This window comes from Alteromonas sp. AMM-1, from assembly GCF_047290655.1.
Lineage (GTDB): Bacteria > Pseudomonadota > Gammaproteobacteria > Enterobacterales > Alteromonadaceae > Alteromonas > Alteromonas mangrovi.
The window spans coordinates 45,281-57,769 of sequence record NZ_JBLBUE010000005.1; the positions used below are offsets into that span (position 1 = coordinate 45,281).

Sequence of the window (12,489 nt, forward strand, 5' to 3'; positions counted from 1 at the left end):
CGCGGTTTGAACCCATTCGCGCGCTGCGTTAGTCTTCTTCGGTATAGCGATCTGCAGGCTGAATATCAACGGTTTCATGCAGTTCGGAATAAACCAGTACGGCCGTTCCGTTTCGCAATTGCGTTAATACCTGCTCCACCTTGGTAACCAAATCGATCTCCATTTCGCCGTAATCGGTACCTTCACGCAGCACAAATTCTTTGGCTATATTCTCCAATGTGTCGGCTGACAATTCACTCACAGGAATAATCATAGTGCAGCCTGCATTGGTAAGTAGTCGGCAAAGAAGCGCTTCACGCGCTCGTGCATCCAAATCACCGGTCTGGTTGGCGAACCCTGCATAAAGCCCACATGTCCGCCATGTTCGCTGAGTTCAAGAGTAACCGCAGAAGCCAGTTCCTGTTCGCCTGGTACAACGTTTTGGTTCATAAATGGGTCGTCAAGGGCATGCAGAATGAGCGTAGGGCAGTGAATACCCTTCAGGAAATAATACGCGCTGCACTTTTCGTAGTAATCATCGGCATCCTGATAACCGTGCAATGGTGCGGTAACCTTATTGTCGAAATCGCGAAATGTATGAATTTCCCGTATGTCGTGCTGACTGATTTTCAGGATCCCTCGAAAGTCGATCTTTTGCATTTTTTGCAACAGATTGCGCTTCATGCTGTTCAGCAAATACTTCTGGTATACCTTGGAGAACCCTTGATTCACACTGGCGGCACACTCGTCCAGTTTGAGCGGCGCAGAAATAGCAATCGCGGCTTTAAGCCCGAATGCCTGAGGGTTTTCCCCCACAAGCTTAAGTAACATATTCGCACCTAGCGAAAAGCCTATCGCCACCTTGGGTAATGTTGGATAGCGTGCGTTTAGCATCGACAAAACAAACGCCGGATCACTGGTTTCGCCGGAGTGATACGCTCGCGCAGCCTGATTGATTTCTCCGCTACAGCCTCTGAAGTGCATAAGTACTACCTGCCAGCCCCCCTGAGATAACACCGCCATCATGTCATTGGCGTAATGCGAACGCATCGAGCCCTCTAAACCGTGAAACATCACCACCATGCCACTGGGTGTTTCAGGTGCCGGGCCCCAGGCCAGATCAACAAAGTCGTTGTCGGGTAACTTTACCCGCTCCATGGTATAGCGAAGCGGCATGCGCTGTTGAATAAAGCGCGGCCAAATGGTTTGCAAATGGCGGTTTCGTGCCCACTTGGGGGCCTGAAAACTGCTTTGAACTATCCGTCCGTGAGAAGAATTTGCGCGAATCATAATACTGCTTGTAAGTGTGTTGTAATGTCTGGATTTACGTTAATGTTTAAATAGCAAGACAACCGCTCAAGTGGATCAATCGGATCCGCTGCCATTGTGTCGTTTGTGTCCTTTGTGTCGTTTTCAACTGTTACCGGGTTTTGCGATGTATTCAATACCGCCACCAGTGCCTGTTGCTGCAAGGCCTCCAAATTAAGCTCCTGCTGCTTTAGCGCATTGTATTGGGGTGTCCCTTTGGCTTGCCTGCGCTGCACCCGGTGTTGCTCAATCGCCGGATTGGTAGTGGCAACCGACACCGCCAATGCATTACGGGTTTCTGCAGTGAGCGTAATATTGTGAGCAATACACCAGCTATACAACAACAGCAGGTTTACATTAATGCCGAAGTTGTCCTGCAAGATAAGACAAGCCTCGGCCACACCGGGTTTACCGTAATGATTAACACTGTATTGCCAGAAGGCCTCAGGCGTTAACGTCATACTCGGCTTTAGCCTCTTCTAACGCTTCCTGCGCCTCCAACCAGAGCGCTTCCGCGTCGTCCAGTTGCCCTTTTATACGGGTTTGCTCATCCAACAGTTTCATTAGTTGCGGCTTTTTATCTGCGTCGTATAACGTCATATCAGACAAAGACACCTCAACATCAGCCAGGGTTTTATTGAGCTTTTCCATTTGCTGTTCGGCTTGCTGGATCTGTTTGCGCAGTGGCGCAGTAGCCTGGCGAAACTCCGCTTCGCGGCGCTTTTCGGCTTTGCGATCAACCTTGGGCTTCTCGACCACCGGCTTGTCGTCGGGTTGTTGCGCTAAAATCCAATTGCGATAATCGTCCAGATCGCCGTCGAAGGCGGCCACTTCCCCCCGGTCTACCAGATAAAAATCTTCACAAACCGCAGACAATAAAAAGCGGTCGTGCGATACCAGCACCATTGCACCTTCAAAGCCCTGCAATGCCAGATTAAGCGCATGGCGCATTTCCAAATCCAAATGGTTGGTGGGTTCGTCGAGCAGCAGCAGGTTAGGCTTTTGATACACAATGAGCGCTAAAACCAAGCGTGCTTTCTCACCGCCTGACATAGGCGCAACCGGCGCGGTTGCTTCGTCGCCATGGAAGCCAAAGCCGCCAAGGTAATCGCGTAATTGCTGTTCGGTAGCCAGTTTATCCAGGCGTTGCAAATGCAGTAATGCTGACGCGGCCGGATCGAGTGTTTCTAACTGATGCTGGGCAAAATAGCCCACATTCAGGCCTTTGGCGGTGGTGAATATACCGGTTTTGGGCTCGTGAACCTGGGCAAGCAGTTTGATTAACGTAGATTTACCCTGACCGTTGCGCCCCAGCAAACCAATGCGACTGCCGGGGACCAAATTTAATTTTACTTGTTGCAGCACAATATGGTTATCGTACCCCAGTGTGATCTGCTCCATTTGCACCAAAGGGTTAGGCAGCGCGGAAGGCACTTTAAATTCAAAACTAAACTGGCTGGCATGGTGGGCGGGCAACAGGGTTTCCATGCGTTCGAGTTGTTTAATGCGGCTCTGGGCCTGTTTCGCTTTACTCGCTTTGGCTTTAAAGCGGTTAATAAAGGATTCCAAATGGGCAATTTTGTCTTGTTGCTTGCGAAATTCAATGTCCTGCAAGCGAATGCGTTCTGCACGCTGGGTTTCATAGCTGGAGTAGTTACCCGTGTAGGTCACCAGTTTCTGGTGTTCAACACTGATAATCTGAGTTACGCAGTTATCGATAAACGCTTTATCGTGGGAAATAAGCAGCAATGTGCCCTGGTAACGCTGTAACCAGCGCTCTAACCAAATCACCGCATCTAAATCCAGGTGGTTGGTAGGTTCGTCAAGCAATAGCAGATCAGATGGACACAGCAGTGCCTGTGCCAGGTTCAAACGCATTCGCCAGCCACCAGAAAAATCGGTAACCGGCGCACTCAGTTGCGCAGTAGAAAACCCTAAGCCATCTAAAATAGTTGCCGCCCGGGCTTCAACATCGTACGCACCAGCCTGCGCCAGCAAGTCGTGATATTTGGCTATGGCCTCGCCTTCACCATCCTGTTCGGCCTGCGCTAATTGTTGTTGTAACTTGCGCAAAACCTTATCACCATCAATTACGTATTCTATTGCGCTGCGCGATACCGCCGGGGTTTCCTGAGCAACACTCACGATCCGCCAGTCACCCGGTACACTGCTATCGCCGGCATCCAGCGTGAGTTCGCCACGCAGTAATGCAAATAAGCTCGACTTACCGCAGCCATTACTGCCAATAAGGGCGACTTTGTGTCCGGGGAACACCTGCGCAGACGCTGCGTCCAGCAGTACTTTGCTACCGCGCATTAAGGTGATCTGTGATAACTGGATCATATAACGTTGATTGCCTGTGATATCGCTATTAAGCGCGGTATAATAGCAGAACCCGCCGCGCCGATCTTCTATGTCGTGCAGGCGTATTTCACTAATTAGATTATGTGGTGTGTATTATGAGTAAACGTCAACGAAAACGGTTTGTTGCCGGTGCAACCTGCCCAAAATGCAAGGCCACAGACACCATTATGCTGTACTTTGAAAACAACATTGAGAAAATGGCTTGTGTGGAATGTGATTACACCGAGTCTCAGCCGCAGGCAAACGTGCAGTCTGCCAGCCGCAGCAGTGCAAACGTAATTGGCGTGTTCAAGCCCGATTAATTGGATTTAATCAACTGTAAGTAGTTACCAACAACATGCCTGAATTCAATGTGGCCCAGGGATTTGGCCTGCTCAGCTTTGTACTGGGTATTTTGTGCTTTTACCAAAAAGACGATCAGCGTTTGCGCATGATGATGGTAGTGATGAACCTCAACCACGCCTTGCACTTCGCATTGCTGGGCGCTTTTACGTCGTGCCTGAGCGCGTTATTGTCGCTGGTGCGCACGGGTCTATCCATTAAAACCCGCTCCCGGGTGGTGGCTTACCTTTTTATTGCCATAACGCTGGCACTCGGCCTGTATTTTGCCAACGAATGGTACGACTTATTTCCCATCCTTGGCACGTGTATCGGCACGTACGCGCTGTATTGTTTGTCTGGCATAAAAATGCGCCTCGCATTTTTGTGCGGCGCACTGTGCTGGCTAACCAACAACATCATTGTGGGTTCAATTGGCGGCACCCTGCTGGAAGTAACATTACTGGTAGTAAATTGCACCACCATTTGGCGACTCTACGTTGCTAAAAAGGCCGAGCCCGCTAATTCTTTACCCTGAATCAAAATTTTGCCCCGCCACAAAAAAGTGATTACACTGGCAACTCGTGTAAGCCATCAGGGACGGTGGAAATGCTGTCATTTTTTCTTAGTGATGCCAATTTTTGGTTTAGTTGTGCACTGGGTATTGTTGTCGCGCTATTTGTAATGGTAGTCGTTGGTACCCTGATGGGTGTTAGCCTGTTGGGCCTGGCCGACGATCAAGCTGATTTCGACGCCGACGCCGCAACCGGCAGTTTAACGGCACTTGCCAGTTGGTTATCATTAGATCGCCTGCCACTCATGGTTTGGCTGGTTATTCTACTCACCAGCTTCGGCATCATTGGCATCCTCACTAATCTGGTTTCTCAGTCTGCCATCGGCGGACACTTTCCCGTATTTGTAGTGGTTATCGTTGCATTGATAGCAGCGCTTATCATCACCGGCCGTTTTGGTGGCATGATTGCCCGTATGCTGCCCAAGCAGGAGTCGTCAGCCACCCATTCGGAACAATTGGTTGGTACAGTAGGCCATATTACCCTTGGCACCGCCAGAACCAATAATCCGGCCGAAGCCAAATTCCTCGATGCGTTTGACCAACCTCATTATCTGCTGGTTGAACCCATTGAACCAGAAGACATATTTCAACAAGGCGACAAGGTGGTGCTGATTAAAAAACAACACCACAGCTGGCTGGCCACCCGCTATTTAGAACTTTAAACCCTAAAGGAAGAAGTAAGCATGGATTCGACAGATCTGAGTAACCTCCCCGCTATGCTGTTTTTAATTGGCTCAGCCGTTATTGGGCTAATTGTAATTGGCTTTATTTTTGCCCGTTTGTATAAACGCGCCACTAAAGAAACCGCGTTTGTTCGTACCGGTTTAGGCGGCGAAAAAGTCATTAAAGATGGCGGTGCGCTTGTACTGCCTGTGGTACACGAAATCATTCCGGTCAATATGAACACCTTGCGTATTGAAGTGGAAAAAACGCAAAAAGACGCGTTGATCACCAAAGATCGCATGCGCGTAGACGTGAAAGCCGACTTCTATTTGCGTGTAGCACCCAGTGCCAGTGGTATCTCCATGGCAGCCCAAACGCTGGGTACGCGCACCACGCGTGCCGAAGAAGTGAAAAAGCTGATGGAATCGAAGTTCGTGGACGTACTGCGTGCTGTAGCAGCAGAAATGACCATGACCGAAATGCATGAACAACGTGCTGATTTTGTACAAAAAGTACAGCAAAGTGTAGCGAATGATTTAGAAAAGAACGGTTTAGAACTGGAATCGGTAAGCTTAACCGGTTTCGACCAAACCGATTTACAGTTCTTTAATGAAAACAATGCATTCGACGCCGAAGGTCGCGCCCGTTTAGCTAAAATTATTGAAGAAAAGCGCAAAGAAACCAACGATATTCAACAAGAAAACCGCATCAAAATTGAACAGCGCAACCTGGAAGCAGAAAAGCTGTCGCTGAACATTAAGCGAGATGAAGAAGAAGCCAGAATTCTCCAGGAGCAGGCGTTAGCCTTCAAACGTCAGGAGCAAAAGGCCGAAATCTCCAAGCAGCGCGAGCAAAAAGAACAGGAAGAGCGTCAGGCTGAGATTGCCAAAGACAAAGCTATTGCAGCATCACAAATTGAAAAAGATCGCGACATTGAAGCCCGCGAAATTGAAAAACGCCGGGCTATTGAAGAAGCGCGTATTCAGCAGCTTCAACAACTGGAAGTAGCTGAGCAGAATAAGCAAATCGCCATTGCCAATAAGTCGGAAGAAGAATCGGCCGCCCGCGCGAAAGCCGCAGAAGCGGAAAAGCTGAAAGTAGAAAAAGAAGAAGCGGTTATTACGGCACGCCAGGTAGCTGAAGCGAACCGTAGAATGGAAATTGAAGTCATTGATGCGCGTAAAGAAGCTGCGCGTGAAGCGGTAAACATTACCGTTGAAGCGGAAGCCAAACGCGAAGCGGCAATCAATACGTCAGAAGCCATACTTACCGAAGCAAGAGCCTCAGCAGACGCGAAGAAACTGCAAGCCGAAGCAGACGAAAAAGTGTTTGCCGTAGAAGCGGCAGGTAAGAAAGCACTGTACGATGCTGAAAACACCCTGAAAATCGAGCAAATTGATTTGCAGCGTTCGTTGGCGCTGCTCAAAGTATTGCCGGAGATTATTGCCAGTGCTGTTAAGCCGCTGGAAAACATTGAGGGCATTAAAATATTGCAAGGCTATAACACTGGCTCAGGCGGTGTAGGCGGCGATCACAGCGCAGGCGGAGGTTTATCTGATCAGGTTACCCGCGCAGCGCTGAATTACCGCGCGAACGCGCCATTAGTGGATTCTTTGTTGCGCGAAGTGGGCCTGGTAGATAAGGAAAACGGCACACTGGAAGATCTGTTGCACGGCAACGCCGTAATAGATGGAAACTTAACGGCGGCCAAAGTTACCGACACACCGGCCCCCAAAAAGAGTGCCGTTGACGAAGCCGTAAAGCCTCCCAAAGCCAACTAAATCAAAAGCAGGTAAACATTGAAATATCAGGGAAAGATAAGTAACTGGAACGATGCCAAAGGATTTGGCTTTGTGCAGCCCAATGGCGGTGGTCAGCGGGCATTCGTGCACATCAGCGCTTTCACGCGCCGTTCCAAACGACCGGCAGACAACGACATTATTGTTTACGAACTAACACAACAGGCCGACGGCAAAGCCAAGGCAGTAAACGTAATGTTCGTTGCCGACTATAAATCCCGAAACACCGCTAATCACAGCCCATCTCGATCATCTGAAAGCAGCAAAGCTGCCATTGTATTTACCGGATTATTTTGTGTGGTGTTTATTGCCGTTACCCTGCTCAACATGTTGCCGAGGCCATTGTTATTCCTCTACACCGGCGCCAGCTTGCTGGCTTTTCTGATGTATGCCTGGGACAAATCCGCTGCGCAAAACAACCGCTGGCGAACACCTGAAGCTCATCTGCAATTAGTGGCATTGATTGGAGGCTGGCCAGGCGCTTACGTAGCACAGCGAACCCTGCGCCACAAATCCAGCAAGACGTCATTCAAAGTTGCATTTTGGTGTTCGGTAGCACTGAATATTACCGCGCTTGGTTACTTATTTACGGCGTCTGGGCAGTCGCTGGTTAACACTGTTTTTTAATGATGGATTCGCCTGTGAGTCAGGCCAGGATTTCCAGCCCTTTCGCAGCCACCAGATTGAGCAATTTCAAAGATGTACCACGAGGCTTTTTACTGCCTTGTTCCCATTGTCTGACCGTTGATGTTGTGGTGTTAAGATAAGCAGCGAACACAGCTTGGCTCACATGTGCTTTTTTACGAATAGCCTGAATGTGATGTGCTTCAAAGGTTTCGACTTTTGGCAGGCACAGCACATCAAACTCACACAATGTTTGCTTATCCATAACACCAGCTTCATTCAGGTCTTTTGCTGTGTCATGTATGGCATCTAATATACTGTCTTTCATCTCATTTCACCTCTACCAGACTGCCGGCTTCAATAGCTTTTTTCAGCATCCAAACTATAACACTGAGAGTTATAGCATGTGTGCTCAATTTTTGAATCAATTACAGAAGGAAATGCACTTTTAGAAGGTGTTTCAGACAAAATCACACTTTGGCGGCAAAATAGGAACACGTTTCAATCTCTCAACAATGTTAATTCATCGATAGTGTGCCTAAGTCAGCGCTTGCAAAAAACTGTAGTCTTAAACAGGAAGTAAGTCTCCAGTTGTGTGTGCCTGCAGATATGCCATTTATAGGTTTTAATGAGTCATGGATTATAGGTTTTAATGCATTTTGGCAGAAAGGACTTGATGAAGATCTTTCAGCCTTAGCGTCGTTTACATCAGTGCATACACTATCCAAAGAACGCAAAATAGTGTTTTGCGACTCATGCCTCCTCTACACGTCTTCTGTATCTATTTCGATATGATTTCGAGCATTCTAAAATCTAGCTATGTACTGAATGCTCAACCGGAATTCTGATAGAATCCCTTATGCCAACTGCTTTGAGAAACCAATGGAATCAAAATTAAATCAGAGCAACTATAAATCCCAATGTGATTAATGTTGAGAAAGCACTTATTGGCTGTTTTTTAAATGCTTCGAGATTTTGGGCTAATTTCCCCTTGGACACACAGATTACGTAGAGCACAGCAATAACGACAAAATAAACAACCATGCCAAAATCAGCCATGAAATCAATGGCTTGATCAAGACGATCTATGCCACTCAGCATATACGCCATCCCAGCTAAAAAAATTGTCCACAATAACGAGGTACAGTAGGCTGTCAAACACAGAGCATAAACGATTGAATCAAAGTCTGAATTCTTTCTCTTCTTTATGGCTGTATAAGCAGAAAGCAATAAAAGCTTAAATGGGTTAAAAATCAATGTTCTGATGCTCTATAAACTTCAATGTATTTACTTATCCTACTGATAAAGCTAATGAAACAACCAGCGTCCCATTGTTTCACCAGTGCTATTTATTAGTGATATGGATAGATCATCCATAAACTGTAGTTCTATCATGAGGTTGCCAGAGGGAAATAGAATAACTTTTTCACACCACTTTATGTCGCTATGCTCTACGTAGCGCTTTTGAAAGCCGGCACCTTCCATGTAATTTGCGATATAGATTTTTCCTGGCAGAACATCAAACCCAATAATAAACGCCCCTTTTTTCCGCTTTGTTCTATACGAAATCGACAGCAAGTCTCTGGTAACTCTTTGCGTTTCTACCTCACCATCAACCGCATCACCATCGTCATAAACATAAGTAACTTCTTCGAGCTTTTCTATTTTGCTTTCAAGCTCATTCTGTAAAACGTAGAAGTCTTCCTCTTTACATGCCGCAGATGCAGTACCGCCTGATAAAAGGACACTTAGCAGCATAAAAATTTGAATACATGGTAGTTTTAACATGATGTACATCTCCCTATTCATGACTTACCAGACGACCAGAGCAACACTAACAGGAAATTAATTATCGTGCTCATGAACCTATAAATGTATTAGCAACATTGCACAGACAACGCTACCAATAAACTGTTTGAGCAAAGAAAACTAATCATCAAAGAGCGGATTGTGGTTTACTAACAATAAATAAACCGTGCTCACAACATAAATGGAATTTGCGTTACATGAAGGATTGGCTAAACCGCGTTAGTAAAAGCTGGGAAGCGGCGAAAGCGGAACTGGATACCAAGCTTAGGATGGTAAAAGAGCATATCGGTGCCATGCCGGTAATTGTGTCCCTTGAACGCAGCGAAGCTCAAAACGTGCAGTTCGATGAAAAGCACTACTTTGTGATCCCCAACCACACCAGCGATATCGGTTTTTCGTTACACACCATGCGCGCATTGCCAGCTGACGCACCGGAAATTAATTACCTGCCAAAACGCCGGGTATTTCATTTCCCAAACGAACATTATGAAGGCGCACTGCGGCTGCATATGGTGGAAACCGCCCGCAGCATGGCTATTGAAACCAATAGCAATACGCAGAGTACCCTGGAAAAACTGGCCGACGATATTGACGCTATGGACAGCAAACTCACTTACGGCATGTTGGCGGTGGGCGCGTTAGCGGCTATTTTTAATCCTCTCATCGGTGCTGGCATTGCACTGAAAGCGGTACTGCCGAGTATTTCAGGCATGTTGTCTCGCCATGGTCTCAAACCACTGGGCGAAAAAGCCACACGGGCGCAGATTGAGCAAAAAGCTAAGCAGGCGGAAGAGCATGTACTTGCCCAGTTTGCGGCTGCCACCACGCTCAAAGTAACTAACCCTATCCTCAACGAACTGGAATTTGCTCTTCGCACCAATGAGCAGCAGCACGATCCACTGTACGACCCCAATCTGGCAAACGCCAGTTTACCCGCGCTTGAGCATTGTGATTGGCGACATCTGACGGAAGTGGCCATTAGCCACGTGTACAAAGAAATACTGGCAGACCCATCTATGCACACCAAGGCCAAACTGGGGCCAGAGGATGTTCGCTGGTTAGAGGTTTTACTGGCGGGAAAATAACACAACACTAATTTGCAAAAAGAAAGTAGCGGGGCATTGTTAACCAAAGCCCCTGCCGAATAGAGTGTATTTGTATTAGCTGATTATTCGCTAAAGTACTCCCAGTACTCAGCAAAGGTTGCCTGGGAAATATCAGATTTACTCAATTCATTGAGGAATTGCGGCAGCGTATCTAACAAAAACTGCTCCTCTGTTGGCGTTGTCTGATGTTCTTTGTAGGCAGACGTCCAAAAATTATTCACGTCTGTTGAGTCCATCATGTACTCAAAGCTCTCAATAGACTTACCCTGAACAAATACATCGTATCGCACCTTAAACTCTTTGTTCGACACGACCGGGATGATCCCGAGAGTACTGGCCGACAACATCAATGACGAAAACTGGGTACCATCCTGTTTAGTTCGATGGCCTTTGAGGACTCGCACCCCAATGGGCAATCCAACCGCTTTGTCATCCAGAGCTGCAAACGCGTTGTATTGCACTAATTTTTCTTTAAACGACTTGTCTTCTACGTTGGTAACAAAAAATACAGGAGGGTAAGCCTTACCCTGATGCGCATAATTAAATATAACCGCGTTACTTTCCTGCGCGATAGCATTAGATAAAGCTGCGAAACTCAATAAACATGAAGCCAGGGCAAACCGATACTTTTTCATTATTCGAGACTCCCTTACTTGTAGCATAAAACTTGATTGGTATATTCGACGGCCAGCTTTGAAGCTTCTTCAAAGTTGGGAGCCGGCTCACTTGTACTGAACGAAAACCCGCCTTTGGTTAAAAACTTCGCCAGCAGCGAAGTGCCAATAGCAAAGTTGACGTTTTGAGAAGTAGTTCCTGCGCTGTTCAACATCATGCGTTGATTTAACGATCCAGACACTACGCCCAACAGTTGCCCACTATAATCGACTACTGCACCACCGCTATTGCCCGGCTGTACTGGCGCGGAAAACTGAAAGCTGCCTCTTGCGCCTTTTAACCCACCCTGAGAAGTAACGTTTCCAACGGTAAGCGAAGGGTAGTCAGAGAGTAGGTTAGACAGCGGGAATCCTGTTGCAAAAAGTGGCTTTCCTAGCGTCACCTCGAGCTCGTCACGAATAGAAATACTTTGCGGATTCTGGTAATCCGTGGTGAGTACTGCAAGGTCAAGCAACTCACTCGACTTGGCTATGTTAGCAGCATAAGTTTGTCCCTTGTGCTTAACCTCAACCAAAATACATTCACTCACTACATGGGCGGCAGTAACCAGAGTGCCGTTTTTATCTATATAGAATCCAGTTCCTGAACCCGCAGGACTCATGTCATCAAAAAACGCTTTAATGGTTATTGGCGTGGCGGATTCCGCCGCTGTCGCTACCAGATTGCGTTCCTGCGAATTAACAAACTCGATCAGGAGCTCCTTCACACTTTTTACAAAGGCGTTATATACGGCATTAAAATCGTATACCCCCCCTGTTCCGCTGGCGCTGCTTTGCACCTGACGTTTAAACACGGTGTCGCCACTGCGGTTTTTAATCACCAGTTCCAAATCAGACTCATAACCACCCCAAACATAGTCCCAGTCACTTACCGCCCCAAGTTGAATTAGGTAATCAAAGTTACTGGATGAAGTCAGTTGTTCGCTACTGGTGAAAAAATCTTTCATCACGAGTTCGGTGGCTTCTTCCAACTTGCCGTAAAAATTGATTTTTCTTTCGGGCGTGCTTTTATCAACATAAAACGCAGCCGTTACATCCAATGGAAGCTGAATGTTCGCGTTGAGTTTGCTTTTGGTTTTTACCTGTGCGGCATTTTGTACAGGCGTGGCTTCACACCCCAGTAATATCAGGGATATGAGCATAACAACGAGTTTTTTCATGTAATTAGCAATCCGTTGGTAGATAGGAATTTTCACCAAAAAAGCATAGAGGACAGTTTTATAATGGTGCAGACTAGAGTCCTTTCAGCCTTTTGATTGATTATGCGTCAG

The 12,489-nt window shown here is 47.1% G+C and carries 15 protein-coding genes; 6 read left to right on the top strand and 9 right to left on the bottom strand.

All coding sequences use genetic code 11. The features are described 5' to 3' along the window. Positions 1–28 precede the first annotated feature (28 nt). From ACLR2L_RS02165 to ACLR2L_RS02180, 4 genes are read right to left on the bottom strand one after another with little or no spacing between them, the layout of a single operon-like run. Positions 29–253 (bottom strand): YheU family protein, encoded by a 225-nt coding sequence (locus ACLR2L_RS02165; protein WP_413365296.1) that lies wholly within the window; start codon positions 251–253, stop codon positions 29–31. Beyond that, positions 250–1,269 carry a hydrolase gene (locus tag ACLR2L_RS02170; RefSeq protein ID WP_413365298.1) on the bottom strand — a complete coding sequence of 340 codons (1,020 nt, stop codon included), beginning with the start codon at positions 1,267–1,269 and terminating at the stop codon, positions 250–252. The genes ACLR2L_RS02165 and ACLR2L_RS02170 overlap by 4 nt, the downstream gene beginning before the upstream one ends. Then, a complete protein-coding gene (locus tag ACLR2L_RS02175; RefSeq protein WP_413365300.1) occupies positions 1,266–1,748 on the bottom strand; it encodes a TIGR02444 family protein in 483 nt (160 codons plus the stop codon). The genes ACLR2L_RS02170 and ACLR2L_RS02175 overlap by 4 nt, the downstream gene beginning before the upstream one ends. Next, positions 1,732–3,630 carry an ATP-binding cassette domain-containing protein gene (locus ACLR2L_RS02180; protein WP_413365302.1) on the bottom strand — a complete coding sequence of 633 codons (1,899 nt, stop codon included), beginning with the start codon at positions 3,628–3,630 and terminating at the stop codon, positions 1,732–1,734. Before ACLR2L_RS02180 ends, ACLR2L_RS02175 begins: the two co-directional genes overlap by 17 nt. A 116-nt stretch (positions 3,631–3,746) precedes the next feature. On the opposite strand from ACLR2L_RS02180, the gene ACLR2L_RS02185 reads away from it, so the two are divergent. The 5 genes from ACLR2L_RS02185 (at position 3,747) to ACLR2L_RS02205 (ending at position 7,632) form a co-directional block, all read left to right on the top strand. Then, a complete protein-coding gene (locus ACLR2L_RS02185; RefSeq protein WP_413365305.1) occupies positions 3,747–3,953 on the top strand; it encodes a YheV family putative zinc ribbon protein in 207 nt (68 codons plus the stop codon). A gap of 68 nt (positions 3,954–4,021) precedes the next feature. Next, a complete protein-coding gene (locus ACLR2L_RS02190) occupies positions 4,022–4,507 on the top strand; it encodes a YgjV family protein (RefSeq protein WP_413365360.1) in 486 nt (161 codons plus the stop codon). A gap of 71 nt (positions 4,508–4,578) precedes the next feature. Next, entirely contained in the window at positions 4,579–5,205 is a 627-nt protein-coding gene (locus ACLR2L_RS02195; protein ID WP_413365307.1) for an OB-fold-containig protein, read from the top strand. Positions 5,206–5,226: 21 nt separating this feature from the next. After that, the gene (locus ACLR2L_RS02200) at positions 5,227–6,987 is read left to right on the top strand and encodes a flotillin family protein (protein ID WP_413365309.1); all 1,761 of its coding nucleotides are present in this window, start codon (positions 5,227–5,229) and stop codon (positions 6,985–6,987) included. Positions 6,988–7,005: 18 nt separating this feature from the next. Then, a complete protein-coding gene (locus ACLR2L_RS02205) occupies positions 7,006–7,632 on the top strand; it encodes a DUF1294 domain-containing protein (RefSeq protein WP_413365311.1) in 627 nt (208 codons plus the stop codon). A gap of 19 nt (positions 7,633–7,651) precedes the next feature. Here the strand turns inward: ACLR2L_RS02205 and ACLR2L_RS02210 are convergent, their stop codons facing one another. The 3 genes from ACLR2L_RS02210 to ACLR2L_RS02220 all read right to left on the bottom strand — a co-directional run bounded on the left by ACLR2L_RS02210 (position 7,652) and on the right by ACLR2L_RS02220 (position 9,417). Then, the gene (locus ACLR2L_RS02210) at positions 7,652–7,957 is read right to left on the bottom strand and encodes a helix-turn-helix domain-containing protein (RefSeq protein ID WP_413365313.1); all 306 of its coding nucleotides are present in this window, start codon (positions 7,955–7,957) and stop codon (positions 7,652–7,654) included. A gap of 566 nt (positions 7,958–8,523) precedes the next feature. Further along, positions 8,524–8,886 (bottom strand): hypothetical protein, encoded by a 363-nt coding sequence (locus tag ACLR2L_RS02215; RefSeq protein ID WP_413365315.1) that lies wholly within the window; start codon positions 8,884–8,886, stop codon positions 8,524–8,526. 51 nt (positions 8,887–8,937) lie between these two features. Further along, a complete protein-coding gene (locus ACLR2L_RS02220; RefSeq protein ID WP_413365317.1) occupies positions 8,938–9,417 on the bottom strand; it encodes a hypothetical protein in 480 nt (159 codons plus the stop codon). A 218-nt stretch (positions 9,418–9,635) separates the two neighbouring features. Between ACLR2L_RS02220 and ACLR2L_RS02225 the strand changes: the two genes are divergently transcribed. Continuing rightward, entirely contained in the window at positions 9,636–10,523 is an 888-nt protein-coding gene (locus tag ACLR2L_RS02225; RefSeq protein ID WP_413365319.1) for a hypothetical protein, read from the top strand. Between the two features lie 83 nt (positions 10,524–10,606). On the opposite strand, the gene ACLR2L_RS02230 is transcribed toward ACLR2L_RS02225, so the two are convergent. Beyond that, a complete protein-coding gene (locus ACLR2L_RS02230) occupies positions 10,607–11,179 on the bottom strand; it encodes a hypothetical protein (RefSeq protein ID WP_140957846.1) in 573 nt (190 codons plus the stop codon). A 14-nt stretch (positions 11,180–11,193) separates the two neighbouring features. Next, complete coding sequence (locus tag ACLR2L_RS02235) at positions 11,194–12,378, bottom strand: S1 family peptidase (RefSeq protein WP_413365321.1); 1,185 nt, start codon at positions 12,376–12,378, stop codon at positions 11,194–11,196. Positions 12,379–12,489: the final 111 nt, after the last annotated feature.